The organism is Nocardia sp. NPDC004340 (genome assembly GCF_053602575.1).
In genome coordinates this window covers 1,352,514-1,377,637 of the sequence record NZ_JBSGDW010000001.1, presented here as the reverse complement: position 1 = coordinate 1,377,637, position 25,124 = coordinate 1,352,514, and the positions used below count along the sequence as shown (strand labels likewise).

The window sequence follows — 25,124 nt, the reverse complement described above, 5'->3', positions numbered from 1 at the left end:
CTCCTGGTGACTTTCGGTCTATCTGTCGGTATTTCGCATGCGTTCGACGACTCCGGCGACGAACGCGGTGATCGCGTCGAGTTCGGACACGTACGCCCAATAGTCGGGATGGCGGCCGGTCAGGCCCGCGGTGGCCCGGTCCAGGCGTTCGGCCTGGGCGTCGAGCACCGAACCCCATTGCGGGACGACGCCCTTGTTGACCGCCAGCATCTGCGCGTCGCGCAGTTTGAAGCGAACGGTCTTGGCGCGCTCGGCCGGTTGCTCCCGGACCGCGCGTAGCTGGGCGAGCCGGTCGGTGACGGCCTCGGCGCTCTCCTCGGCGGCGGCGAGGCGGGCGCGGGCGGTGGTGGTCAGGTCGAGCGCGTCCTCCGGGTCGTGGGCGGCCAGGGCGGCCCGGGCGCGGGCCAGGTCCGCGTCGGCGGCCTCGACGGCCTCCCGGGCTTGTCGCTCATTGTTGGCCAAATCGTTCGATGACGCAGCCGCGAATTCCCGCAGCAGCGCGGACATGGCCGGGGGGACGCGGTCCAGACGGTTGCGGGCGGCATCGAGCCGGGTGGCCGCCGACGCCAGCGCGGTGGTGGCCGAATGCTGTTTGCCGGGAGCGGCTTCCAGGGCGCTGGACAGCTCGCGGGTACGCGAGTCGAGCCGGGTCGCGGCGTCGCGGGCGGGTGCCCCGGCGCCGCCGATCGCGGCGGCCTCGAGTGTGAGCAGCGCCTCATCCAGAGCCGCCGCGCATTGCCGCACCGAGGGGTAGGCGGCGTACGGGGAGGCGTCGGCCTGCTGCCGGATCCGCTGGGCGTCCGCGCGGGTCTGCGAGACCAGCTGCGGCACCGAGCCGAACACCGCGACGGCGTGCTCGAGGTGGGCTTGATCGCCGCGGTAGAAGTCGTCGACGGCCCGCGCGGCGTCGGTGAGCCGCCGGACCACGCCGTCGATCTCGGGCTGCGCGACGACCCCCGTGCCATCGCGTTCCACCTGCTCGAGGCGCTCGTCGAGGGCGAGGTAGGCGCCGGACGCGTCATAGCAGCGGGCGCGCACCGGTTCCCAGCGCGCGGCCGCGCCGCGTTCGGGGAACAGCGCGGCGGACGCGTCGACGGCGGCCTCGGCGATGCTCTGCCGCCGATCCATATCGAGGAAGGCCGCCGTCAGCATCGACCGGGCCTGTTGCACCCATTCGTTGTTCCGGGGTGCCCGGAACCATCCGCTTCGACGGCCTGCCACGCCACCGATCGTAGGCAACCGGGAACGATCACGGCGACCGTGCGTCGGCGAACATCTCGGCCACGCGTTGACGATTGCCGCGACCGCGGCGATGGAGTGTGTGACCCTGTCCTGTGACAGGCTGTCGTCGCACGGTTGCCTTGACCCATTCCTACCCATGGCTTGGGGAAACCATTACTGTCGACGTCGGCGGAACCTGGACAGTGGGCGAAGCCGTTAGACAAGAAACGCTTCGAACGCTTAACAACGGAAGGATCCCCGCAATGGGTGTCAGTTTGTCCAAGGGCGGTAACGTTTCACTGACCAAGGCGGCGCCGAACCTGACTCAGGTCGCCGTCGGCCTGGGCTGGGACGTGCGCACCACCACCGGCACCGACTTCGACCTCGACGCCAGCGCCATCGCGACCGGCGTCGACAAGAAGGCGCTGTCGGACAAGCACTTCGTGTTCTTCAACAACCTGCAGTCCCCGGAGGGCACCATCGTGCACGCCGGCGACAACCTCACCGGTGAGGGCGAGGGCGACGACGAGGTCATCAACATCGACCTGGCCAACACCCCGCCGGCCGTGGAGTCCGTCTTCTTCCCGGTCTCGATCTACGACGCCGACTCGCGCGGCCAGAGCTTCGGCCAGGTCCGCAACGCCTACATCCGGGTCGTGGACCGCTCCAACGGAACCGAGCTGGCCCGCTACGACCTGTCCGAGGACGCGTCCACCGAAACCGCCATGGTGTTCGGTGAGCTCTACCGCAACAATGGTGAGTGGAAGTTCCGGGCCATCGGTCAGGGCTACGCCTCGGGCCTCTCGGGCATCGCCCGGGACTTCGGCGTCAACGTCTGACGCGACCAGCTCGCGACGGCGCGAAGTACCAGCGTCTCAATAGAACACACGGCGACACGTCGAGGGCTCGATCGCACGAGCCCTCTTCGTGTGTCCGCTCGACCGGCATGTCACCCGACCCCGGCACAACGAAAGGCCCACTGCGGTGCGAATATTCGGCCTCTCCATCATCGTCACCGTACTGTCGCTGATCGCGGCGCTGGTGTACGGCGGACCCACGGCCCTGGTGCTGTGCGCCATCCTGGGCATCCTCGAGGTGTCCCTATCCTTCGACAACGCGGTCATCAACGCCAGCATCCTGCAGCGGATGAGCGAGTTCTGGCAGCGCATCTTCCTGACCATCGGCGTCGTCATCGCCGTCTTCGGTATGCGCCTGGTGTTCCCGCTGGCCATCGTGTGGATCACGGCCGGGCTCAGCCCCGTTCGCGCCTTCGACCTGGCCATGAACCCGCCCGCGGACGGCGCGCTCAGCTTCCCCGACGGCAGCCCGTCCTACGAGAAGCTGCTCACCGACGCGCACCCGCAGATCGCGGCCTTCGGCGGCGCGTTCCTGCTGCTGCTGTTCTTCAACTTCATCCTCGAGGAGCACGAGGTCACCTGGCTGGGCTGGATCGAACGCCCGCTGGCCAAGCTCGGCAAGCTGGACATGCTCGCGGTGGTACTCACCCTGGCGGGCATCGTCATCGCGGCGGAGTTCATCGCCCATGACGACGACCGCGGCACCGTGCTGCTGGCCGGCATCCTCGGCACCATCACCTACATCGTGGTCGACGGACTCGGATCACTCTTCCACACCGAGGAACACGCGAACGGCGAAGGCGGACCCTCCGAAGTCGTGAAGGCGACAGGTAAGGCGGCGTTCTTCCTGTTCCTGTACCTGGAAGTGCTCGACGCCTCGTTCTCCTTCGACGGCGTGATCGGCGCGTTCGCCATCACCTCCGACCCGATCCTGATCGCCCTGGGCCTGGGCCTGATCGGCGCCATGTTCGTCCGCTCGATCACCGTGTACCTGGTGCGCAAGGGCACCCTCTCGGAGTACGTGTACCTCGAGCACGGCGCGTTCTGGGCCATCGGCGCCCTGGCGGTCATCCTGCTCATCACCATCGGCGTGCACGTCAACGAGGTGATCAGCGGTCTCGTCGGCGTGGCGTTCATCGGCGCGGCGTTCGTCACCAGCATCATTCGCAATCGTCGCGAGGAAGCGGAAGCCGACGATGCGGAACCCGAGCTGGAGAAGTCGCCCAGCCTGAGCTGATCCGCACACGAAACACGAAGCCCGCCGTCCGATTTCGGACGGCGGGCTTTTCCGTTCACACCATGCGGCGCGGGACGACCAGATGCTTGGCGCGCCGCACCGACACCCGCGACCACAGCACCTGTTGCAGGAACAGGGTCAGCCACCCCGCGATCGCCATGCCCGCGATATTGACCAGCAACTGCGCCAGACTGCCCCACACCGTCGCGCCATCGGCGATCGCCACGCCGAGCGCGATATTGCCCGCGGCGGGCACCGTGGTCACCGAGATGAAAACCCCCGCCAGGCCCAGGGATTTGGCCGAGGTGATGGCCAGCACCCCCGCCGCCCCCGCGATTACCGCGACGATGAACGACCACTTGTCCGGGGTGTAGATGAAGGCGGTGGCCGGACGCGGGCCCGTCACCTGCGCCTCGGTGATCCAACCCAGCGCCCGCCCGATCAGCGCCAGCACGATGGTGACGCCGATGGCCGCCACGAAGCCGAACACCAAGGTGCGCAAGGCCAGCCGGAACAGCACGAATCGCCGCCGGACCAGGGCGACGCCCAAGGCCGCGATGGGTCCGAACTCCGGTCCCAGCACCATGGCGCCGACGGTGAGGATCTGGGAGTCGGTGACGATGGCGATGCTCGCGATGACGATGGCCAGCGTCAGGAAGCTCAGGTAGGTCCAGTTCAGTTCGGATTCGTCGTAGGCCCGCTGCGCCACCTGCGCCCACACCACCGAATCCGAACTGCTGCCCGGGGTGCGCACCTCCGCCTCGAAACCGCTGCGCGACAGCCAGGTTCCGACCTGCTCGACCTCGATGCTGCCCTCCTGATGCACCCGCAGGTCGCGCAGCCGCTGGACGACGTCGTTGGCGGCCTCGCGGGCGAGCTGCGCGGTGATCAGGTCGCCCGCCGGGCGCACCGCCGCGCCGCGCAGGACCACCAGGCCCGTCACCGCGTCGTCGTCGAGTACCTCGAGTACCGGGTCGGTCAGGGTGGCGGGGGCCAGGATCCGCAGGTGCAGCATGCGCCCAGTCTGCCGTGCCCGGGTGTCCGGAACCGTCAGGCCCGCACGGGCTGTCGCCCGGCGATACCGGATCGTTCGGCGGCGGCGGGCGCGGCCGGCGCCCGGCGCGACGCCAGGACCAGGCCGACCAGTCCGACGCCCAGGCCCGCGATCGTCAAGGGCCGCAACGGCTGATCGATCACCAGCCAGGCCATCACCGCGGTGACGGCCGGAATCGCGAAGAAGAAGCGGCTGACCCGGGTGGTGTCCCAGCGCTGCAGCATGGTGTTCAGCAGCAGGAACGCGCCCATCGAGTTCACCAGCACCATCCACACCATGGAACCGGCGAAGCGGGACGGGTCGGCGACGTGGAATTCCCCACCGGCCCAGGCCATCACGCCCGCGAAGGGCGCGCTCACCGCCACGTGCAGGGCGGTGCCCGTGCGCGGATCGAGCGCCGGGGTGAAGCGCTTCTGATACACGGTGCCCAGGCTCAGGCCGAGCAGCCCGACCACGCACAGCAGCAGGCCCGGCAGCGAGAAGGCCGGTTGATCCAGCACCGCGAGGCCCACGCCCACCCCGCCCACGCCGAAGCCCAGCCACTGCCGCGCGTTCACGGATTCGCCCAGGGCCCCGGCGAATACCGCGATCACCACCGGGCTCAGGCCCTGGACCAGGGAGATGACCGCGGCGGTGACGTGCTCGTGCATGGCGGTGTAGAACGCGCCGAACTGGACCATCTGCATGAGCAGGCCCGCGACCAGGGTGTGCGCGAGCATCTTGCCCCGCGGCCAGACCGCGCGCGACAGCAGCGCGAACACGATGAGCAGCGCGCCCGCGATGCCGAAGCGGGCGAAGAGCACCAGCATCGGCGGGGCCGCGCCGACGCCGATGATCCCGGCGATGAAGGCGCTGCTCCACATGAGGATCAGGGCCGGTGGGCCCGCCACGTCCAAGAGCCGGTTCTCCATGATCCCTCCCATCACTAACCCGTTCAGGTGGTTATCACCGTCGCACCGCGGTGCATAACCTGTCAAGGGGGTTATGATCGGGACATGTCATCGTTCGCCGACCCGCACCTGTTCGTCAGCGGCAATCTCGCGCTGAACTTCATCGGCACGGCACAGGAACGGCGCACCACCTTCATCGAGCGCCTCACCAGTGCCGCCGACCTGGGCGAATGGACCGTCGCGGCCGGAATCGTCGACACCGCGCCCGACTGCGCGGACGCCCTCGAACCCGCGCGCCGGCTGCGCGAGGCGGCCTGGCGGCTCATGCAGGCCACCCTGCACGGCGAACCCCTCGCCGACGCCGACCGCCGGCTGCTCAACCGGCACGCCCACGGCGACCTGCCCGAACTCACGCTGTGCGCGGACGGTTCGGTCACCCGCGGCGGGGCCATCGAATCCGCGTTCACCGCCATCGCCCGCTCGGCCGTCGAACTACTCGGCGGCCCGGAACGCGAACGGCTCAAGGAATGCGGGCGAGACGCCTGCACCCGCCTCTACCTGGACACCTCACGCGGCGGTTCGCGCCGGTGGTGCGATATGACGGTCTGCGGAAACCGGGCCAAGGGCAAGGCTTTCCGCGCCCGGAACGCCGATGCGGAAGGGTGACCGCTCCGAGGCGGACACGAACACGAAGAAGAACACCAGCAGCAGCACCGCCCGGCCCCACACGCCGATCTGCACCAGATACTGCTCGACCTCGTACGGGTGACCCGACCCGAGCTCGTAGAAGTAGCGGAAGACACCGACGCCGATGCACAGGTCCGCCAGCAGATAGGCGATCACCAGGCTCCACGGCACCCGCAGCAGCACCAGGAACGGGATCAGCCACAGCGTGTACTGCGGTGAATGCACCTTGTGGAACAACAGGAATCCACACAACATGGCGCCGCTGACCCCGATCCACGGATACACCCCGGCCAGCCGATACCGGCGCACACCCAGCCAGCAGGCCAGCACGAACGACGCCACCACCAGCGTCGGCGAGAGCACCGACACCAGGTGCTGGAAGGCCGATTCCGACTCCTCCGACGGACCGAACAGCGGGCGCATTCCCCAGTACCAGATGGAATTCGTGGTGATATCGGCCTGCCGCAATTGCTGGAAGGTGATCGACGCGCGCCAGCCGTCATAACCCGCGAGCGCGAACGGCAGATTGATCGCGACCACCGTGCCGATCGCGGTCGCGGCCACCATCAGCGCGCCGCGCACATCGAATCGCTTCTCCCGCAAGGGATGTTCACCGAGCAGCACATAGATCAGCAACGGCAGCACGAAGATGCCGGGATACAACTTGAAACAGAAGCCGATCGCCAGGAATACCGCGGCGGCGATCCCGCGATCCCGCAGTGAATACCGGGTCAGCGTCGTCATCACATAGAACGCGGCGACCGCGGTCGCGACCACCGGCAGTTCCCAATTGTGAAAGGCGTAGAGCACCAACGGCGGTGCGGCCGCCCACAACAATGCCGCCGGGCCGGCCATGCGGGCCAGCAGGTACGCGGTCAGCAGGGCGAACGGGGCCAGCAGCAGCGCCGAATGCCACAGGAAGGCCGCGTCGGTGTGCGCGCCGATGCCGCCGATCCACATGAACAGGCCGCTGAGCACCGGATACTCCACCGCGCCGCCGGTCAGCTGACCGTCCGGGGTGATGCCGCCGGTTATATAGGGGAAGACGTGGTGATCGATGCCGCGACCCAGCCACAGGTACTGGATGTCGGAATAACAGACATCCGAATCCTTGATCACGTCGAACAGCACGCTGCGCCCGGATTCGTCGTACGGGCCGACCGCGCAGCGCGCCTTGTTCACGAACGCGATCAACAATGTGACCGCGCACACCAGCGTCGAGACGACCGCGATCATCGACCCGCGCGCATCGCGACGGCGGGAAGCGGCCGCAACGCTGACGACCGGTCGATTCGGCATGCGCATCACCCTAGGTGGCTGGTCGGCGTGTTCGCCTGTTCAAAATGTGGACTGACCCGATTTCGCAGGCCACGCGTTGGTTATCTACCCCGGATCCGGCGCCGTGAACGCCGTCCGGCCCCCTTTTCGTTCGTCGCGGCCGCTCATGTAGCCTTGTCGGGTTGCTGACGCAACGAACCCTCCTGCCCACGGACAGTCCGTGGGCCGTTTACAGTCCACAGGAGGTGATGAGGTCCGTGCGTCATTATGAAGTGATGGTCATCCTCGATCCAGCAATGGACGAGCGCACCGTAGGCCCGAACTTGAACACCATGCTGGGTGTCATCGGGACCGAGGGCGGCAAGGTCGACAACGTCGACATCTGGGGCCGCCGTCGTCTCGCCTACGAGATCAACAAGCAGGCCGAGGGCATCTACGCGGTCGTCACCCTGACCGCCGAGTCCGCGACCGTGAGTGAGCTCGATCGCCAGCTGGGGCTGAACGAGTCGGTACTGCGCACCAAGGTGCTGCGTACCGACAAGAAGTAAGACCCAGTCCTCCCGCGACGTCGCTCGTAACCGTCGGTCCCTGTCTCTAGGCTGACCGATGAACGCGAGCGCATTGCGGACTGCACCGGAAAGCAGGAGGAACCATGGCCCAGGGCGACACGGTCATCACCGTCATCGGCAATTTGACGGCTGACCCCGAGCTTCGATTCACGCCCGCGGGAGCGGCCGTCGCGAACTTCACCGTCGCGTCGACTCCCCGTGTGTTCGACCGTAATACCAATGAATGGAAAGACGGCGAAGCGCTTTTCTTGCGCTGCAACATTTGGCGAGAAGCTGCGGAGAACGTTGCCGAGAGCCTGACCCGCGGCTCGCGAGTGATCGTGAGCGGACGACTGAAGCAGCGCTCCTACGAAACCCGCGAGGGTGAGAAGCGCACGGTCGTCGAACTCGAGGTCGACGAGGTGGGTCCCTCCCTGCGGTACGCGACCGCGAAAGTCAACAAGACCACCCGTGGCGGTGGTGGCGGCGGCTTCGGCGGCGGCGGACAGGGCGGCGGCGGCCAGCAGAACGCTGGCGGCGGCGGCTTCTCCGGTGGTGGCAGTGGCGGGGGTCGTGGCGGCCAGAGCGCCGGCGACGACCCGTGGGGCAGCGCCCCCGCGGCCGGCTCCTTCGGGGGCGGGCCCATGGACGACGAACCGCCGTTCTAGACAACGGCTTTCCCCGGAATCCGCTTCGGCAGGGTTCCCAAAATTACGGAGTTGAAAGACCATGGCCAAAGCACCGGCACGCGAAAAGGTGCTGAAGAAGAAGGCTTGCACCTTCTGCAAGGAAGACAAGGCCGGCAAGAAGAACAACACGGCCGGCGCGAAGATCGACTACAAGGACACCGCGCTGCTGCGCAAGTACGTGTCCGACCGTGGCAAGATCCGCGCGCGCCGGGTAACGGGCAACTGCGTCCAGCACCAGCGCGATATCGCTGTCGCCGTGAAGAACTCGCGTGAGGTCGCTCTGCTGCCTTACGTCTCCACCGCTCGCTGAGAAGGGAAGGCACAGAGATGAAGCTCATCCTCACCGCTGATGTCGACAACCTCGGTGCGCCCGGCGACACCGTGGAAGTCAAGGACGGCTACGGCCGTAACTTCCTGCTCCCGCGCGGCCTGGCGATCGTCGCCACCCGTGGCGCGGAGAAGCAGGTCGAGGGCATTCGCCGGGCGCAGGACGCCCGCCGCGTGCGCGACCTGGACCACGCCAACGAGCTGAAGCAGGCCATCGAGGGCCTGACCGGTGTGTCGCTCGCGGTCAAGACCGCCGGCACCGGCAAGCTCTTCGGTTCGGTCACCGCGGCCGACGTCGCCTCGGCGATCAAGACCGCCGGCGGCCCGGTCGTCGACAAGCGCAGCATCGAGCTGCCGAAGGCCCACATCAAGAGCACCGGCAAGCACGGTGTCGTGGTGCATCTGCACCCGGATGTGATCGCCAAGGTCGACCTGCAGGTCACTGCCGCCGAGTAATTCGGTTGATCGGAGGCCGCCTCACCCGTGGGGGCGGCCTCCGATTTCTTTTGTTTGCTCAGGAATCGCCAGATTTCGGATCGGTTGTGGATTGCCCAGCAAACCAACCGTTTTCGTTGTGCGCCCGGTCACATCCGCGTGACCGTTCGTTTACCCAACACGCCCGGCTGTTGCCGTCCAGCGACACGCCGCACGAAATTGATCCACAGTTGCGAACAATGAGAATTCCGCCACTACCAGCGCTTTGAGCAGCGACATCGACTGTTGTCCCCAAGTTTTCCACAGGGGGTGCACAACAGGCGGTGAACAATACCCACGTTATCCACAGGTGTGTACACAGCTCGGTTTGGCGGGTCACCGCCCGGTCGCCTAGGTTCGCCTTCGAGGTCGTGACCACGGCTCGAGCGTGGCGGTCCCAACATGTCGGTGCGCTGGCGTACAACGGGTCTTGCACGCCGTTGCGGCGCGAGCAGAGAGGACGGTCGAGCCCATGGCAGTCGTCGACGATCGCGGCCGCGACGATCACGGGCCCTCCGACTATCCCGACGCTCCCGGTGAGGATTTCGGCCGTCAGCCGCCCCATGACATGGCGGCGGAACAGTCCGTTCTCGGCGGCATGCTGCTGTCCAAGGACGCCATCGCCGACGTCATCGAAGTCATCCGCCCCGGCGACTTCTACCGCCCCGCGCACCAGGCCGTCTACGACGCCATCCTCGACCTTTACGGCCGCGGCGAACCCGCCGACCCGGTCACCGTCGCCGCGACTCTCGACCGCAAGGGCGAACTCAAGCGCATCGGCGGCGCACCGTATCTCGTCACCCTGACCCAAACGGTCCCCACCGCCGCCAACGCCGGCTACTACGCCGAGATCGTCGCGGAGAAGTCGGTGCTGCGCCGCCTGGTCGAAGCGGGCACCCGCATCGTCCAGTACGGCTACGCGGGCGCCGACGGCCAGGACGTGGCCGAGGTCGTGGACCGCGCCCAGGCCGAGCTCTACGACGTCACCGAACGCCGCTCCAGCGAGGACTTCGCCCCCCTCACCGACATCCTCCAGCCGACGATGGACGAACTCGACTCCATCGCCTCCCGAGGCGGCATCTCCCTCGGCGTTCCCACTGGTTTCACCGAACTCGACGAGATCACCAACGGCCTGCACCCCGGCCAGATGGTCATCGTCGCGGCGCGACCCGGCGTCGGCAAGAGCACGCTCGGTATGGATTTCATGCGCAGCTGCTCCATCAAACACGGCATGGCCAGCGTCATCTTCTCCCTGGAAATGAGCCGCACCGAAATCGTCATGCGTCTCCTCTCCGCCGAGGCGAAGATCAAATTGGGTGATATGCGTTCCGGCCGCATGAGTGACGACGACTGGACCAAACTCGCCCGCCGCATGAGCGAGATCAGCGAAGCCCCACTCTTCGTGGACGATTCGCCGAACCTCACCATGATGGAAATCCGGGCAAAAGCCCGCCGCCTCAAGCAACGCCACGACCTCCGCCTGATCGTCGTCGACTACCTCCAGCTGATGAGCTCCGGCAAGAAGGTCGAATCCCGCCAGCAGGAAGTCTCGGAATTCTCCCGAAGCCTCAAACTGATGGCCAAGGAGCTCGAGGTCCCTGTGATCGCGATCTCGCAGCTCAACCGTGGTCCGGAACAGCGAACTGATAAGCGGCCTATGGTGTCCGACCTTCGTGAATCGGGCAGTCTAGAACAGGATGCCGACATGGTTATCCTGCTGCATCGCCCAGATGCCTTCGAACGAGACGACCCTCGCGGCGGCGAAGCAGACCTCATTCTGGGCAAGCACCGTAACGGCCCAACCGCAACCATTACCGTTGCGCACCAATTGCATCTGAGCCGGTTCGTAGATATGGCTCGCGGATAGCGCCACATCGAACACAGATTCGATATATCGTTTTGGCATGCAGCCGAAACAGTCTGTCGAGGAGTGGAACTGTAAGGGCATCAACACTTTTGAATCTCATGGTGCAGCCTGGCTAACGGCCGCTACGCCAATCAGCCGGGCGGACACCGGAGTCGCGGTGCCGCTGGAGACCCTGATCCGGGATGAGCTGCGTCCGCTTGTTTGGTCACTTGATCCGCAGATGCGCTTCACGGCTCGCCCGCTGGAGTATGTACACCCGAGTGGGAGTTGCACGGTCGATCGAGTGCGGTTGGCCTCCGGCCGTTCGATCGACACCGCGACCGAAGCACGGCTGCTGACCATCAATGGATGGCGCAAGGTAGGGCAGCTGGGTATCGGCGATCGCGTCGCCATCCCCCGATGGATTCCAGCGCCTACCCGAACCCAGGAGATGCCCGATCCCGAGGTTGTCATGCTGGCGCACATGATCGGTGACGGGTCTTGCGTTCGACGGCAGCCGATCCGATACGCGAGCATCGACGAGGAGAACCTCGCCGCCGTCACCGAAGCAGCCATGCATTTCGGCATCACCCCGATCCGAGACGAGTACGCAGCTGCTCGGGTCACGACCCTGAGATTGCCTGCGCCGTACCGCCTTACCCACGGTAGACGCAACCCCATCGCCAAGTGGCTCGACGAACTCGGACTCTTCGGTTTGCGCAGCTACGAGAAGTTCGTCCCTGAAAGAGTTTTCGGGATGCCCACAGACCAGGTCGCGATCTTTCTCCGCCATCTCTGGGCGACCGATGGCTCGGCGCGCTGGGACAGGACCGGAAAGCAAGCCCGCATCTACTACACGTCGACCAGTCGGCGGCTCATCGACGATGTGTCCGACCTCCTGCTCCGGCTGGGCGTCCATGGACGGATCCGGCTCGTGCCCAAAGCAGGCTATCGGGACTGCTGGCACCTCACGATCGACGGTGGGGACAACCAGATCACCTTCCTCGAGGACATCGGGGCCCATGGCACGCGTGGTATCACTGCCGCGGAATGTCTGGCCGAACTCGACACGATGACCTCGAATCCCAATGTGGACACGGTCCCCAAGGAGGTGTGGAATATCGTCCGCACGCTTCTCTCTGCCCGCAAGATGACTCATCGGGAGTTCCAGGCGGCGATGGGGACCAAGTTCTGCGGCTCCACAATGTGGAAGCACTCGCCGAGCCACCAGCGCCTGGCTCGCGCTGCGGATATCCTCGAGGCCCCTGAACTTGCAATGCTCTGTACCGACGATGTCTTCTGGGATCGAATCACCGCGATCACGGATCTGGGAGAGCAACCCGTGTACTCGGTAACCGTCCCCGGCACTGAGAACCTCATTGCCCAAGGGGTGCCGGTCTACGCCGGGTGGTAAGTACCACTGAATTCGACCAGATATAGCAACACGCACCATTCGGCGATGGAACGGGTTGCAGATCGCGCGTACGTTCGCTCGGTCCCTGACGATTACTCATAGGTCGCACCGGTCCATCCGCGGGAGTCCTGTTCGTCGGGTCGGTAGGACTCGGGAAAGGACCTACCGTGGATATCACCGACAAACCAGTGACGACCGCACGGGGGCGGGAATGGCTCGGGTTGGCCGTGCTCGCACTGCCCATTCTGTTGATATCGGTCGACTTCAGTGTGTTGAATCTGGCGTTGCCGAAGCTGGCGGTTGAGCTGAAACCCAGTGCTGCACAGCAGTTGTGGATACTCGATGTCTACGGATTCATGATCGCCGGGTTTCTCATCATCATGGGGACGCTCGGGGATCGAATCGGCCGGAGACGCCTGCTGCTGTGGGGTGCCGCGGCTTTCGGGACGTGTTCGGTGTTGGCGGCGTATGCGGACAGTGCGGGGATGCTGATCGCGGCTCGGGCGGTGATGGGTGTCGCGGGGGCGACGCTCGCGCCGTCGGGGTTGGCGTTGATCGGGGCCATGTTCGCCGATCCGAAGGAGCGGGCGGGGGCGGTCGCGGCGTTCACCGGGTGTTTCATGGGTGGGGCGATCGTCGGGCCGATCGCGGGCGGTGTGCTGCTGGCGCATTTCTGGTGGGGGTCGGTGTTCCTGCTGGCCGTTCCGGTGATGCTGCTTCTGCTGGTGGCGGGTCCGGTCCTGCTGCCCGAACATCACGATCCCGAGGTGCCGCGGCTCGATGCGCTCAGTGTCGCACTGTCTTTGGCGGGGATCCTGCCGGTTGTCTACGGCATCACGGAGCTCGCCCGGGACAGTGGCCGGGTGCTCGCTTGGACGGCGCTGCTGGTGGGCGTGGTTGCATTCGCCGCGTTTCTGTTGCGGCAGCGAGTAATTCGCTATCCGGTGCTGGAGTTGCGGCTCTTCCGGGCACGGGTCTTCCGGGGCGCATTCATCCTCAGTCTGCTGGTGGGCGCGGTGCAGGGCGGGACGATCCTGATGATCAATCTGTACCTGCAATCGGCGCTCGGGTATTCGACGCTGCGGGCGGGACTGTGGATGGTGCTTCCGGCGGTGGCCATGCTGTTCACGATCGGCCTCGGTCCGGCTCTGGCCCGCACCATTCGCCCGGCCTACATCACCGCGGCGGGTCTGCTGGTCGCGGCGCTCGGGTACGCCGCGGTCACCGTCGTGGGTGACGGAACCGGGCTGTGGCCCTTGACCATGGGTTTCGCGGTGGCGATGGCGGGCATCGGTCCCGGCATGTCGCTGGGCTACAACCTGGTCCTGGGCGCGGCTCCGCCCGATATCGCGGGTGCCGCGTCGGCGACCGCGGAGGCGGGTGGGCAGTTCGGGGTGGCGGCGGGCGTCGCGATTCTCGGCAGTATCGGCACCGCGCGCACCCTCGCCTCCGGCCTGCATACCGTGGCGGGTCTCGGCGCGATCCTGTTCGTGGCGTTGGCGGTGCTGGCGGTCGTCGAGCTGCGGCAGGCTCCGCCCACCGGTGCGGTTTGAGCGATTGTCGGCCGGTCGGGGCGGGCGCGGCGTTACCGTCGATCCATGACCCGGAGTGGGCGCCGGCGTGGCCGGATCGCACAGGTGGGAGCGGTGGTCAGCGTGGTCGCGCTGATCGCCGCCGGGTGCGGGGGCGGCGGGGGCGGGTCGGGGCCGCAGGACGCGGCGAGCTGGCCGCCCGCGGGTGGCCGCGGGGCGTGCGCGGTCGACAAGCAGGAGAACGTGCCCGCGACCATGCGGGACGGGGTGGTGTTGAAGGCCGATGTGTATCGGCCGAAGACCGGCGATGCGGTGCCCGTGGTGCTCATGCGGACGCAGTACGGGAAGGCGGCGGCGCAGATCCAGCCGTACCGGTATCGGACGCCGGAATGGTTCGCCTCGCACTGTTATCTCGTTGTGGTGCAGGACATTCGCGGCCAGGGTCAGTCGGCCGGAGTGTTCACCGAATTCGGGAACGACATCACCGACGGCTACGACTCGGTGGAGTGGGCGGCCGCGCTGCCGGGGACGAATGGCAAGGTCGGCATGTACGGGTCGTCGTATGTCGGTGCGACGCAATGGCTCGCGGCGGTCAGCACGCCACCGCATCTGACCACGATCGTCCCGGCCAATACCGCGTCGGATTACTACGACGGGTGGACCTACGAGGGCGGGGCGTTCCGGTTGGGGTTCGTGGAGCCGTGGGCCATGGAGACGATCGGGGCGAGCGCGGCCGCGAATCGCGGGGATACCGGCACCGCCAAGCAGCTTGCGGCCGACGGCACGAACTACACCCGGTGGCTGGGTTTTCGCCCCTATCAACAGTTTCCGCCGCTACACCCGGGTGATCCGGTGATCGCGCCGTGGTTCTACGACTGGGTGCGGCATTCCACCCGCGACGACTACTGGAAGCAGTGGAGCATTCGGGACCGGTACGCGAAGGTCACGGTCCCCGTCCTGGATTTCGAGGGCTGGTACGACGCGTTCCTGGCCGGCGGGGTGGAGAACTTCACTGGGATGGCGGCCGGGGGCGGTTCGCCGGAAGCGCGGGCCGGGCAGCGGTTGGTGCTGGGGCCGTGGGATCACCTGGGGTGGGGTCGGCCCGGCAGCGGGGTCACGACGCCCATGCTGGCCGCGACCGGGGAGGCGGGCGACAGTCCGATCAATGAGCTGATGCTGGCCTGGTTCGACCATTTCCTGAAGGGCGTGGACAACAAGGTTTCCGGGCGGCCGGTGGTCGACTATTTCGTGATGGGTGCGAACAAGTGGAAGTCGGCGTCGGCGTGGCCGGTGCCGAATACCCGCTGGACCACCTACTACCTGTCCGGGAACGGCGGCAATTCGATGCTGGGGCGGACGGGCGCGCTGACCACCGATACGCCGAAGGATCCGCAGCAGCCGGATCGGTACGAGTACGACCCCTTGAATCCGGTGCCTAGCGCGGGCGGGCATTCGTGTTGCGGGGCGTCGTCGGGGCCGCAGGGGCCGGTGGATCAGTTCGTGGTGGAGCAGCGGTCGGATGTGCTGACCTATACGACCGCCCCCATGGCGGGCGATACCGAGATCACCGGGCCGGTTCGAATGACGTTGTGGGCGGCCTCGAGTGCGCCGGATACCGATTTCACGGCGAAGCTGGTGGCGGTGGCGCCGGACGGGTCCACGGTGAACCTCAACAATGGGATCATTCGGGCGGCGTTCCGGGATTCGCTGGAGCATCCGACGCCGCTCGTGCCGGGGCAGCCGTACAAGTTCTCGATCGATATCTGGCCGACGAGTTATCTGGTGAAAGCGGGATACAAGATCCGGGTGGAGGTGTCGAGCAGCGATTTCCCGCAGTTCGCGCCGAATCCGAATACCGGTGATCCGTTCGGGGAGAACACGAATACGCAGGTCGCGACGCAGACCGTCTATCACGACCCGGACCATCCGTCGGCGCTGGTGCTGCCGATCATTCCGGCGGGCGACGCGGGAAGTGCGCGATTCCCGACCGAGCATTGAAGACCGTGGCCGGGCTTCCCGTGAGTTGTCCGCCCCGTGGGAAGCGCCGGCCGATTACATAATAGTCGCGGCGGGGAAGTTTCCCGGCATGGCCGGGCCGGGGTTAGTGTCGCGGGGTGGGATTCGAGGTACGGGTCGATATCGCGGGTGCGGTCGAGATCGTCGGTGCGGCCGCGGGGTTCGGCTGGCGTTGGGGTTCCGGGAATGTCGCGGAATTCGCCCGACTGGTCGGTTGGACCGGGCCGCAACCGGTCGGCACCCTCCGCAATGGTCCGGTCTTCTCGCGCACGGGCCTGCCGGTGTGGTGGGACTCTGCCATGTTCTGGGGCAGTGACCGCGGCCTGGACCATGTGCGCGTGGCCATCTCCGACTGCCCGGATCCCGCGGCCCCCGGCAGCCGGGACCTGCTCGCCGCCGCCATGGCCCGCGCCGCCGCGGAGTTCACCACCCGCTGGGGCGATCCGGAGACCACCTCCGCGGGTCCCGCCGAGGGCCTGGCCTGGCGTTTCCCGAATGTCTTCGCGGGCCTGACGATCGGCACGGACACCGTGGACCTGCTGCTGGTGAACCCGACCGCGCAACGGTATTGGATGGAGCGCCGCCACGAGGCCGCCCGCCGCCGCGCCGCCGCGGGCCCCTGGATCCGGTTCGCCGAGAGCCTGGCCGGATTCCTGGAGACGCTGCCGGTCGACGGGCGACTGCTGGTGACCGCGCCCGGTGGGCGCTTCGTGCACTTCGAGGCCGGGCCGGAGCAGCTGGCGGCGGAGCTGGCCCGCAGCGAATTCATCGATCCCACCTGGTATTACGGCCCCGAACTGGAACGACAGCTCATCGAGCTGGGCTGGACCCCGCCCCGCGAGGGCAATTGGACACGCGGCCTCTCCCGGCGCGCGGGCACCGTCGCCATGAGCGGGCTGGCCCTGCGCACCACCGACACCCTGCGCGCGGTCGGGGTCGCCGCGCCGACCGAACTGGTGGCCGACGCCTGGGTGGAGGGCGGCGCCGATCTGGAGGTGACCGCGCTCGGCATTCCGCCGCACCCGACCTCCCGCACCCAGCGCGCGGAATTCCTGCGCCGCCACGCCATCTCCGAATTCGATGCCGGGCCGCTGCGCGTGGATGTGCCGGCCGGGGTCGAGATCGCCCGTGCCGCCCGCGCCTTCGCGTGGACCTGGACCCGCGCCGACCTGGACGGTTTCGCCGCCGCTGTGGGCTGGAAACCGGTGCACGACACCGATGTCGGGGAGCGCACGGTGTGGGCCGGCACCGAACTCCACGTGGACGATCCGCGCGCCCGCTTCTGCTTCGACGGCGACCGGCTCGAGGCGGTCTGCGTCACGCTCAGCGACAGCATCGAGTCCTTCCTCTACGACGAGGGCCTGCCCGCCGAGGTCGCGGCGCAGCGCACCGCCGCCCAGGCCCGCGCGCTGGACGGGTTCCGCGCCGAGTTCGGAGCGCCCCGGCACGCGGTGCTGGGCCAGGCGTACGGACCGGCCTGGCCGGAGGACCGCCTCACCCTGGGCCTGGTTCCGGAGGCCGACACGGTGGAGCTGTATCTGGTGCGGCCGGGCGAACGCGACCGCCGCCTCATCATCGAGCAGCAGCGGGCCGCGCATCGCGCGCACGATCGCGAATGGGAGCAGTGCTACGAGGAATTGGCCGCTCTCATCACCGATCTGGCGGACTCCGGCCAGCTCACCGTGGATGCCGGGGACCCGCATCGGGCCCGGGTCGACCGGGACGGCGACCTGCTGCGTCTGGAACTCGCCACCGCCACCGCCCGCGAACTGTCCCCGCGCGTCCTGAAGTTCATGCTGCGCGACGGCTGGCAGCATCCCGATCACCGGTATCCGCTGTGGCACATCGACCTTCAACTGCCGGCGCTGCCCCGGGACCTGCGCCGCCTGGCCCGGCTGGCCATCCTGCCGCTGCGCACCCTGATGCCGCCGCAGGCTCGGCTGCGGGTGCTGTTGAACGGTGAGTACTTGCCGGTTCGGGCCCCGTCCACGGGCGCGATCGGGGCAGTGCCGACGGAGGCCTAGAGTCGAAACATGGTGGACAGTGCGGACATAACGGTGACCCGGGACGCGTACGACGAGGTCGCGGAGCTGTACACCGATCTGTTCCGGCGGCAGTTGCAGGACAGCCCGTTCGACGCCGTGATGCTGGACGCGTTCGCGCACACGGTGCGGGAGCACGGAGCGGGCCCGGTCGCCGATATCGGCTGCGGTCCGGGCCGGGTCACCACGCATCTGGCGGCGGCCGGACTGGAGGTGTCCGGCATCGACCTGTCGCCGGAGATGATCCGGATCGCCCGCGAGCTGTACCCGGACCTGTCCTTCGAAGTCGGCCCGATGGAGCGGCTGCGGTTCGAGGACGAGTCGCTGGCCGGAATCGTGGCCTGGTACTCCATCATTCACACTCCGCCGGTCCGGGTTCCGGACGTATTGACCGAATTCGCCCGGGTGCTGCGGCCCGGCGGGCACGCGCTGTTCGGCTTCCAGGCCGCCGACGAGGCGACCGGCGTGCACGCCTACGACCACAAGGTCGCGCCCGCCTACCGCTGGGCTCCGGTCACGTTCGCCGAAGTGCTGGCCGCGCACGGCTTTCGCGCCACCGCGACACTGGCCCGGGAGGCCCGTCCCGACGAGCGCACCCCACAGGCCATGGTGCTGGCGGTCAAGGTGTGAGCGACTCCGGGTTCAGGAGCTGATCGGTTCCGGCGCGCGGGCAGCCCGTTCGTCGAAAGCCGTTCGGGCGACGGCGATCTCATCGGCGTGCCGCAGCGCCCACTGTCCCATGGCGTGGGTGATGTGGCCGAGGTCCGCGCCGAGCTCGGTCAGCGCGTACTCGACTCGCGGCGGCACGGTCGGGTACACGGTCCGCCGGACAAGCCCGTCGCGTTCCAGGTCCCGCAGCGTGCGGGTGAGCACCTTCTGGGTGATGCCGTCGAGGCGGCGGCGCAGTTCGTTGAACCGGATCGGGCCGCCCTCCTTGCGCAGCGTGCCCAGCACCAACAGCACCCATTTGTCGGCGAGCACGGCGAGCACGTCGCGGGCGGGGCAGCGCCGCAGGTAGCTGTCGACCAGATTTCCGGATGGCTCCCAGTCGGAGACGGTATCCATGAGGTACCTCGGGATCGAAATAGTGCCTTCTTCCCGACAGAGACTATCCCGCGCAGGATCGAGATCATGAAAGCGATCAGTCAGCGCACCCTCGGCGGCCCCGGCGTGCTGGAGACGGTGGAGGTCGAACGGCCGCGGCCCGGCGCGCGCGAGGTGCTGGTGCGGGTGGCGGCCACCTCGATCAATGCCGCCGATTGGAAACTGCGCTCCGGTGCGATCACCAAACTGGGCCCGCCGCCGTTCACGTTGGGCCTGGACCTGTCCGGCGAGGTCGCCGAGGTCGGGGCGGAGGTCACCGAATTCCGGCCCGGGGACGAGGTTTTCGGCAATGTGGTCGGCCGCTCGGGCGCGAACGCCGAATACACGGTGACCCCCGCGGAATTCCTCGCCACCAAGCCCGCCGGACTCGATCACATCCGAGCCGCCGCCCTCCCCACCGCGGCGCTCACGGCGTGGCAGGCCCTCGCCGAAGTCGAACCGGGACAACGGGTTCTGGTGCACGCGGCAGCGGGCGGGGTCGGCCATCTGGCGGTGCAGATCGCGAAGGAGCGCGGCGCGTATGTGATCGGCACCGCCCGCACCACCAACCACGAATTTCTGCGCGACCTGGGCGCCGACAAGCTGATCGATTACACGACAACCGATTTCACCACCGTGGTGCGCGACGTGGACCTGGCCTTCGATCTGGTCGGCGGCGACTACGCGGCCCGATCTCTGTGCGTGCTCACCCCGCACGGCCGCGTGATCGACGCCCAGGGCGAGGAGGCGCTCGACGATCCGCGCTACCACCGCCACTACTTCACCCCGTCCGGCGCGGACCTCGCCCGGGTGGCGGAGCTGGTGGTGGCCGGTCGTTTGCTCGCGGTGGTCGATCGGGTGCTGCCGCTCGCCGACGCGGCCGCGGCGCACGCGCTGGGCGAGTCCGGGCGGGTGCGCGGCAAAATCGTTCTGACCTCCTGGAACAGATCGGCTATCCGGCCATTGGGATAGTTGATGCGCGGGCCGCGCCCGGCCGCATACCGTCGCGCGAAGAGACCGCGTCGATCAGGGAGCAAACGGTGACGGACTGGAACGAAGAAGTCGATGTCCTGGTGGCAGGGTCGGGCGGCGGCCTGGCCGGGGCCTATACGGCCGCCCGCGAGGGGCTGAGCGTGGCGGTGGTCGAGGCCACCGAGAAGTTCGGCGGCACCACCTCGTTCTCCGGTGGCGGCGGCGTCTGGTTCCCCTGCAACCCGGTGCTGCGGCGCGAGGGCGTGGACGACACCGTGGAGGACGCGCTCACCTACTTCCGCGCGGTGGTCGGCGACCGCACCCCGGCGGACCTGCAGGAGACCTACATCCGCAATGGCGCGAAGGTCATCGAGTACCTGGAGCAGGACGAGGCGTTCAAGTTCCAGATGTTCCCGTGGCCGGACTACTTCGGCAAGGCCCCGAAGGCGCGCCTGGACGGCAAGCGGCACATCGTGCCCGCGCCGCTGAAGGCCGCCAAGCTCGGTGAGCTGAGCGAGTCCGTGCGCGGACCGCTGGCCACCGAACGGCACGGCGACCCGCAGCCGGACTATCTGATCGGCGGGCGCGCCCTGGTCGGTCGCTTCCTGCTGGGCCTGTCGAAGTACCCGAACGTGGCGCTGCACCTGAACACCGCGCTGGTCGAGCTGGTGACCGAGGACGGCGCGGTGACCGGTGCGATCGTGGAGCGCGACGGGCAGCGGATCGCCATCCGGGCACGCAAGGGCGTGCTGCTGGCGGCCGGCGGTTTCGAGGGCAACGACGAGCTGCGGCAGCGCTACGGCGTGCCGGGCGTGGCCCGGGACACCATGGGGCCGTGGGGCAATCAGGGCAAGGCGCACGTGGCGGGCATCGCGGCGGGTGCGGACACCGACCTGATGGATCAGGCGTGGTGGTCGCCGGGCCTCATCCATCCCGACGGGCGCGCGGCGTTCGCGCTGTGGTTCACCGGCGGCATCTTCGTCAACCAGGCCGGTGAACGGTTCGTCAACGAGTCCGCGCCCTACGACCGGCTCGGCCGCGACATCATCGAGCACCTGGACGACGGGTCGGCGACCCTCCCGTTCTGGATGGTCTACGACGACGCCGAGGGCGTGGTGCCGCCGATCAAGGCCAGCAATGTGCCGATGGTCGAGGCGGAACGCTTCATCGAGGCGGGCCTGTGGAAGACCGCCGACACCCTGGAAGGCCTGGCCGCGGAGATCGGCGTCCCCGCCGACGCGCTGGTCGCCACCGTGGCCCGCTTCAACGAATTCGTGACCGAGGGTGTCGATCCGGACTTCGGCCGCGGCGACGAGGCCTACGACCGCGCCTTCTCCAATGGCGAACCGCCGCTGGCCCCGATCGTGCAGGGCCCGTTCCACGCGGCCGCCTTCGGCATCTCCGATCTGGGCACCAAGGGCGGTCTGCGCACCGACACCGCCGCCCGCGTCCTGAACGAGGCGGGCGAACCCATCCCGGGTCTGTACGCCGCGGGCAACACCATGGCCGCGGTCAGCGGCACCGTCTACCCGGGTGGCGGCAACCCGATCGGCGCGTCGGTGCTGTTCAGCTACCTCGCCGCGCTCGACATGAGCACCCGCTAGCCGCTCGCGCCGCCCCCGGTGTGATGCGATGGGTGTATGACGCAGGCGGGATACGACGTGATCGTGGTCGGCGGCGGCCACAACGGGTTGGTGGCCGCCGCCTACCTGGCCCGGGCCGGGAAGTCGGTGCTGGTACTGGAACGCGCGGACCATACCGGCGGCGCGGCCGTCTCCGAGCGGGTGTTCCCCGGCTTCGACGCGCGGCTGTCGCGGTACTCGTATCTGGTGAGCCTGCTGCCCGAACGGATCGTCCGGGACCTGGATCTGAGTTTCGAGACCCGCAAGCGCCGCGTCTCCTCGTACACGCCGATCGGCGATGCGGGGCTGCTGGTGGACAACGGCTCCGAGTCGGCGACCCGCGCGAGCTTCGCGCAGGTCACCGGGTCCGAGCGGGATTACGAAGCGTGGCAGCGGTTCTACGCCACGACCGGTCGGCTGGCCGAGCGGGTGTTCCCGACGCTCACCCACCCGCTGCCCACCCGCGCCGAATTGCAGCGCACGGTCGATGATTCCGCCGCCTGGGAGGCGATCTTCGAACGGCCCCTGGGGGAGTCGGTGGAGGCCGCCTTCACCGACGACACCGTGCGCGGCGTGGTGCTCACCGACGCGTTGATCGGCACCTTCACCCACGCCCACGATCCGTCACTGCTGCAGAACCGCTGCTTCCTGTATCACGTGATCGGCGGCGGCACCGGCGACTGGAACGTGCCGGTCGGCGGTATGGGCGCGCTCACCGACGCGCTCGCGGCGGCGGCCCGCCGGGCGGGGGCGGAGATCCGGACCGGCCGCACCGTCATCGGCATCGACACCGACGGCGACACCGCGGAAGTCCGCTTCACCCAGGGCGATCGCACCGGCACGGCCGGTGCCCGGCACGTGCTGGTGAACGCCGCGCCGTACACGCTGGCGGGCCTGCTGGGCGAGTCGGCCGACAAACCCGAAGGCGCGCAGCTGAAGATCAATATGCTGCTGCGGCGGCTGCCGAAACTCCGTGACCCACGCGTGGATCCGCGCACCGCCTTCGCCGGAACCTTCCATGTCTCCGAATCCGCGGCCCAGCTCGACCGCGCCTACCGGGAGGCCGCGGCGGGCGAGCTGCCCTCGGCGCCGCCGTCGGAGATCTACTGCCACACCCTCACCGACCCGTCGATCCTCGCGCCGGAGCTGATCGAGAACGGCTTCCACACCCTCACCCTGTTCGGCCTCCACACGCCCGCACGGCTTTTCGCCGACGACCCGCGCGGCGCGAAGCGGCGCCTGGTGGACGCCACTCTGGCGCAGCTGGATTCGGTGCTGGCCGAACCCATCGGTGACTGCCTGGCCCTGGACGGCGAGGGCAACCCGTGCATCGAGGCCCGGACCCCGGTCGAACTCGAACGCGAAGTGGGCCTGCCCGGCGGGCACATCTTCCACGCGGACTTGGCTTTTCCCTATCGCACCGGCTCCGCCGACAGCCCGGCGGAGCGCTGGGGAGTCGCGACCGGGCATCGGAATGTCCTGCTGTGCGGGGCGGGCGCGGTGCGCGGCGGCGGGGTCAGCGGCATCGGCGGGCACAATGCCGCCATGGCCGTCCTGGAACAGGACTGAGCGGGTCTCGTCAGCGGGAGGGCAGCAGCTGGGTGACCCGCCACAGCCGCCGCGGCAGCTCGCCCTCCTCGAACGAGTGCCGGTCGCGCAGTTCCCAGCCCGCGGCCAGGCTGTCCACCAGCGCCTCGGAGAAGAAGTGCACCGCGAACCCGCCGTGCTCGTAGATGTCGTCGCCCAACGCCTTACCGGTGCCGAAGTGCGCGTCGTCGGTATTGCGGACGGTGTAGACGAACGCCCCGCCGGGCTTGAGCACCCGGCGGATCTCGGCGACCAGGTCCCGCAGTTCCTGGGTGCTGAGGTTCATGCACAGCAGCATGTGCGCGTAGACCGCGTCCACGCTGCGGTAGGGCAGCGGAATCGGCTGGCGGACATCGTGTTCCAGGGTGGTCACTCGCGCGCTCAACCCGGCCGCGTCCGCCCATTCCCGCAACTGGGCCAGCCCGACGGCGCTGAAATCGGTGGCCGTCACCCGAAAACCGCGGCGCGCCAGGTAGATCGCGTCGCGGCCGTGGCCCGCACCCAGTTCCAGCACCTCGACGGCGCCCTGCTCGCGGAACAGGTCGGCCGCGTACACCGCGGCCTCCGACGGCTGCTCGCCGTACATGCCCGGATGCGTGCGATAGGTGCGCTGCCAGTGTTCGTGCTGGTCGCTCATGTCTCCATCATGTCCGACCGGCGGCTCCCCGGGGGCTAGGACGTGCGGCGACCGTCCGCGCCGTGCTGGCCGCCCATGATGTCGGAGCAGCAGCGAATGAAGTAGCGCACCACCGGATCGGCCTCGGAGGCGTCCGGCCACACCACGGCGACCCGGGTGGGGCCGATGCCGTGCACGGGCCGGAACACCACGCCCGGGAATTCGGTGCGGGAGGTGGAGGCGGGGGTGAAGCTCACCCCGAAGCCGTTGGCGATGGCGCGCAGCCATTCGTCGGTATTGCGGGCGATGGCGCCGATGATGGCGGTGTCCGCGGGCCGCGAGTCCAGGCCCATCCAATAGTCGCGCCACCAACCGGTTTCGGCGGGGGAGGCGACGTAGGGCTCGTCCCACAGCTCCCGGAACGCGATGTCGTGGCGGTCGGCGAGCGGATGGTCCTCGGGCAGCGCGATCCAGCGCGGTTCGGCGAACAGTTCCCGCAGGTGATATTCGTCCTGGCCGGGAAAGGGCAAGCGCAGCAGAGCGACATCCACATCGCCCTCGTCGAGTCCCGCGGTCGGGTCGGTCCAGCCGCCCTGGTGCAGATCGACCTGCCAGTCCGGGTGCAGCCGGTGGAAGACCCGGATGATCTCCGGGATATGGCTGTCGGCCGCGCTGTTCACACAGCCCAGCCGCAGCACCCGGGAGGCGCGGCTGGAGTCGCTCTTGGTGTCGCGCAGGATCCGGTCCCAGGACGCGAGCAGCGCGGGCAGCCGCTCGGCGAGCACCTTGCCGGCCGCGGTCAGGGTCCAGCCCGCCCGGGACCGGATGAACAGCTCCACACCCAGCTGCTGTTCGAGCTGTTTGATCTGGGTCGCCAGCGCGGGCTGCGCGACATGCAGTCGCTGCGCCGCCCGCGGCAGGTTCTCCGCATCCGCGACTGCCAGGAAGTAACGCAGCAGTCGCGTGTCGATATCCATGCCACCAGGTTAGGAACAGGGCAACCGGTAGGCATACCCCCTGGCTTGGAAGGTGGGATTCGGGCGGCATGCTACCGGCGGTTCCGTGTCGGGAGGGGCGGCACGCGGGGAGTGACGGTGGTCGCGTCCGGCGATTCGGGCGTTCGCGCGCGCTA

23 protein-coding genes are annotated in these 25,124 nt (G+C 68.2%); 16 read left to right on the top strand and 7 right to left on the bottom strand.

The genetic code is table 11. The features are described 5' to 3' along the window. Window positions 1-18: 18 nt before the first annotated feature. Complete coding sequence (locus ACWEOI_RS06070) at window positions 19-1,221, bottom strand: hypothetical protein (protein WP_452359063.1); 1,203 nt, start codon at window positions 1,219-1,221, stop codon at window positions 19-21. Between the two features lie 263 nt (window positions 1,222-1,484). Here ACWEOI_RS06070 and ACWEOI_RS06065 point away from each other — a divergent pair, with 263 nt between their 5' ends. Next, entirely contained in the window at window positions 1,485-2,060 is a 576-nt protein-coding gene (locus ACWEOI_RS06065; RefSeq protein ID WP_357097452.1) for a TerD family protein, read from the top strand. Between the two features lie 145 nt (window positions 2,061-2,205). Continuing rightward, window positions 2,206-3,315: a DUF475 domain-containing protein gene (locus ACWEOI_RS06060; RefSeq protein WP_433669348.1), complete on the top strand. Its 1,110-nt coding sequence runs from the start codon at window positions 2,206-2,208 to the stop codon at window positions 3,313-3,315. 55 nt (window positions 3,316-3,370) lie between these two features. Here ACWEOI_RS06060 and ACWEOI_RS06055 read toward each other — a convergent pair whose 3' ends face one another. Beyond that, a complete protein-coding gene (locus ACWEOI_RS06055) occupies window positions 3,371-4,330 on the bottom strand; it encodes a DUF389 domain-containing protein (protein ID WP_433669350.1) in 960 nt (319 codons plus the stop codon). A gap of 35 nt (window positions 4,331-4,365) precedes the next feature. Next, window positions 4,366-5,280: a DMT family transporter gene (locus ACWEOI_RS06050; RefSeq protein WP_452359062.1), complete on the bottom strand. Its 915-nt coding sequence runs from the start codon at window positions 5,278-5,280 to the stop codon at window positions 4,366-4,368. An 84-nt stretch (window positions 5,281-5,364) separates the two neighbouring features. Here ACWEOI_RS06050 and ACWEOI_RS06045 point away from each other — a divergent pair, with 84 nt between their 5' ends. Beyond that, window positions 5,365-5,925 (top strand): CGNR zinc finger domain-containing protein, encoded by a 561-nt coding sequence (locus tag ACWEOI_RS06045; RefSeq protein WP_452359061.1) that lies wholly within the window; start codon window positions 5,365-5,367, stop codon window positions 5,923-5,925. Here the strand turns inward: ACWEOI_RS06045 and ACWEOI_RS06040 are convergent. Next, window positions 5,827-7,245 (bottom strand): hypothetical protein, encoded by a 1,419-nt coding sequence (locus ACWEOI_RS06040; protein WP_452359060.1) that lies wholly within the window; start codon window positions 7,243-7,245, stop codon window positions 5,827-5,829. The genes ACWEOI_RS06045 and ACWEOI_RS06040 overlap by 99 nt on opposite strands. A gap of 236 nt (window positions 7,246-7,481) precedes the next feature. On the opposite strand from ACWEOI_RS06040, the gene rpsF reads away from it, so the two are divergent. The 10 genes from rpsF to ACWEOI_RS05990 all read left to right on the top strand — a co-directional run bounded on the left by rpsF (window position 7,482) and on the right by ACWEOI_RS05990 (window position 18,742). Continuing rightward, entirely contained in the window at window positions 7,482-7,772 is a 291-nt protein-coding gene (gene rpsF / locus ACWEOI_RS06035; RefSeq protein ID WP_357097462.1) for a 30S ribosomal protein S6, read from the top strand. Between the two features lie 104 nt (window positions 7,773-7,876). Then, entirely contained in the window at window positions 7,877-8,440 is a 564-nt protein-coding gene (locus ACWEOI_RS06030) for a single-stranded DNA-binding protein (protein ID WP_433669357.1), read from the top strand. A 61-nt stretch (window positions 8,441-8,501) separates the two neighbouring features. Next, window positions 8,502-8,771: a 30S ribosomal protein S18 gene (gene rpsR / locus ACWEOI_RS06025; RefSeq protein ID WP_040814320.1), complete on the top strand. Its 270-nt coding sequence runs from the start codon at window positions 8,502-8,504 to the stop codon at window positions 8,769-8,771. Window positions 8,772-8,788: 17 nt separating this feature from the next. Then, complete coding sequence (rplI, locus tag ACWEOI_RS06020; protein ID WP_379276715.1) at window positions 8,789-9,244, top strand: 50S ribosomal protein L9; 456 nt, start codon at window positions 8,789-8,791, stop codon at window positions 9,242-9,244. A 490-nt stretch (window positions 9,245-9,734) separates the two neighbouring features. Further along, window positions 9,735-11,129, top strand: coding sequence for a replicative DNA helicase (gene dnaB, locus ACWEOI_RS06015; protein ID WP_433669358.1), 1,395 nt, complete (start codon window positions 9,735-9,737; stop codon window positions 11,127-11,129). A gap of 37 nt (window positions 11,130-11,166) precedes the next feature. Further along, window positions 11,167-12,522 carry an LAGLIDADG family homing endonuclease gene (locus ACWEOI_RS06010; RefSeq protein ID WP_452359059.1) on the top strand — a complete coding sequence of 452 codons (1,356 nt, stop codon included), beginning with the start codon at window positions 11,167-11,169 and terminating at the stop codon, window positions 12,520-12,522. A gap of 167 nt (window positions 12,523-12,689) precedes the next feature. Next, the gene (locus ACWEOI_RS06005) at window positions 12,690-14,075 is read left to right on the top strand and encodes an MFS transporter (RefSeq protein ID WP_452359058.1); all 1,386 of its coding nucleotides are present in this window, start codon (window positions 12,690-12,692) and stop codon (window positions 14,073-14,075) included. 45 nt (window positions 14,076-14,120) lie between these two features. Then, complete coding sequence (locus ACWEOI_RS06000; RefSeq protein ID WP_452359057.1) at window positions 14,121-16,052, top strand: CocE/NonD family hydrolase; 1,932 nt, start codon at window positions 14,121-14,123, stop codon at window positions 16,050-16,052. A 116-nt stretch (window positions 16,053-16,168) separates the two neighbouring features. Beyond that, window positions 16,169-18,094 carry a DUF6301 family protein gene (locus tag ACWEOI_RS05995; RefSeq protein WP_452359056.1) on the top strand — a complete coding sequence of 642 codons (1,926 nt, stop codon included), beginning with the start codon at window positions 16,169-16,171 and terminating at the stop codon, window positions 18,092-18,094. A 9-nt stretch (window positions 18,095-18,103) separates the two neighbouring features. After that, complete coding sequence (locus ACWEOI_RS05990; protein WP_452359055.1) at window positions 18,104-18,742, top strand: class I SAM-dependent methyltransferase; 639 nt, start codon at window positions 18,104-18,106, stop codon at window positions 18,740-18,742. Between the two features lie 12 nt (window positions 18,743-18,754). Here the strand turns inward: ACWEOI_RS05990 and ACWEOI_RS05985 are convergent, their stop codons facing one another. Continuing rightward, a complete protein-coding gene (locus tag ACWEOI_RS05985; protein WP_452359054.1) occupies window positions 18,755-19,177 on the bottom strand; it encodes a winged helix-turn-helix transcriptional regulator in 423 nt (140 codons plus the stop codon). Between the two features lie 66 nt (window positions 19,178-19,243). Between ACWEOI_RS05985 and ACWEOI_RS05980 the strand changes: the two genes are divergently transcribed. From ACWEOI_RS05980 to ACWEOI_RS05970, 3 genes are all read left to right on the top strand, one after another. After that, on the top strand, window positions 19,244-20,167 hold the full coding sequence (locus ACWEOI_RS05980; protein WP_452359053.1) for an NADP-dependent oxidoreductase: 924 nt from the start codon (window positions 19,244-19,246) through the stop codon (window positions 20,165-20,167). 68 nt (window positions 20,168-20,235) lie between these two features. Beyond that, window positions 20,236-21,771: an FAD-binding protein gene (locus tag ACWEOI_RS05975; protein WP_452359052.1), complete on the top strand. Its 1,536-nt coding sequence runs from the start codon at window positions 20,236-20,238 to the stop codon at window positions 21,769-21,771. Window positions 21,772-21,807: 36 nt separating this feature from the next. Beyond that, window positions 21,808-23,358 (top strand): phytoene desaturase family protein, encoded by a 1,551-nt coding sequence (locus tag ACWEOI_RS05970; protein WP_452359051.1) that lies wholly within the window; start codon window positions 21,808-21,810, stop codon window positions 23,356-23,358. A gap of 10 nt (window positions 23,359-23,368) precedes the next feature. On the opposite strand, the gene ACWEOI_RS05965 is transcribed toward ACWEOI_RS05970, so the two are convergent. Then, window positions 23,369-24,013: a methyltransferase domain-containing protein gene (locus tag ACWEOI_RS05965; protein WP_433669376.1), complete on the bottom strand. Its 645-nt coding sequence runs from the start codon at window positions 24,011-24,013 to the stop codon at window positions 23,369-23,371. 35 nt (window positions 24,014-24,048) lie between these two features. Next, a complete protein-coding gene (locus tag ACWEOI_RS05960; protein WP_433669378.1) occupies window positions 24,049-24,969 on the bottom strand; it encodes a LysR substrate-binding domain-containing protein in 921 nt (306 codons plus the stop codon). Window positions 24,970-25,124 lie beyond the last annotated feature (155 nt).

Excerpts from the sequence above, each read along its gene's own strand:
- dnaB (WP_433669358.1), top strand. The coding sequence starts at position 9,735 with ATGGCAGTCGTCGACGATCGCGGCCGCGACGATCACGGGCCCTCCGAC.
- ACWEOI_RS05990 (WP_452359055.1), top strand. The coding sequence starts at position 18,104 with ATGGTGGACAGTGCGGACATAACGGTGACCCGGGACGCGTACGACGAG.
- ACWEOI_RS06065 (WP_357097452.1), top strand. The coding sequence starts at position 1,485 with ATGGGTGTCAGTTTGTCCAAGGGCGGTAACGTTTCACTGACCAAGGCG.
- ACWEOI_RS05970 (WP_452359051.1), top strand. The coding sequence starts at position 21,808 with ATGACGCAGGCGGGATACGACGTGATCGTGGTCGGCGGCGGCCACAAC.
- ACWEOI_RS06010 (WP_452359059.1), top strand. The coding sequence starts at position 11,167 with ATGCAGCCGAAACAGTCTGTCGAGGAGTGGAACTGTAAGGGCATCAAC.
- ACWEOI_RS06045 (WP_452359061.1), top strand. The coding sequence starts at position 5,365 with ATGTCATCGTTCGCCGACCCGCACCTGTTCGTCAGCGGCAATCTCGCG.
- ACWEOI_RS05960 (WP_433669378.1), bottom strand. The coding sequence starts at position 24,969 with ATGGATATCGACACGCGACTGCTGCGTTACTTCCTGGCAGTCGCGGAT.
- ACWEOI_RS06030 (WP_433669357.1), top strand. The coding sequence starts at position 7,877 with ATGGCCCAGGGCGACACGGTCATCACCGTCATCGGCAATTTGACGGCT.
- ACWEOI_RS06040 (WP_452359060.1), bottom strand. The coding sequence starts at position 7,245 with ATGCCGAATCGACCGGTCGTCAGCGTTGCGGCCGCTTCCCGCCGTCGC.
- ACWEOI_RS06000 (WP_452359057.1), top strand. The coding sequence starts at position 14,121 with ATGACCCGGAGTGGGCGCCGGCGTGGCCGGATCGCACAGGTGGGAGCG.
- ACWEOI_RS06050 (WP_452359062.1), bottom strand. The coding sequence starts at position 5,280 with ATGGAGAACCGGCTCTTGGACGTGGCGGGCCCACCGGCCCTGATCCTC.
- ACWEOI_RS05965 (WP_433669376.1), bottom strand. The coding sequence starts at position 24,013 with ATGAGCGACCAGCACGAACACTGGCAGCGCACCTATCGCACGCATCCG.
- rpsR (WP_040814320.1), top strand. The coding sequence starts at position 8,502 with ATGGCCAAAGCACCGGCACGCGAAAAGGTGCTGAAGAAGAAGGCTTGC.
- rplI (WP_379276715.1), top strand. The coding sequence starts at position 8,789 with ATGAAGCTCATCCTCACCGCTGATGTCGACAACCTCGGTGCGCCCGGC.
- ACWEOI_RS05980 (WP_452359053.1), top strand. The coding sequence starts at position 19,244 with ATGAAAGCGATCAGTCAGCGCACCCTCGGCGGCCCCGGCGTGCTGGAG.
- ACWEOI_RS05985 (WP_452359054.1), bottom strand. The coding sequence starts at position 19,177 with ATGGATACCGTCTCCGACTGGGAGCCATCCGGAAATCTGGTCGACAGC.
- ACWEOI_RS06055 (WP_433669350.1), bottom strand. The coding sequence starts at position 4,330 with ATGCTGCACCTGCGGATCCTGGCCCCCGCCACCCTGACCGACCCGGTA.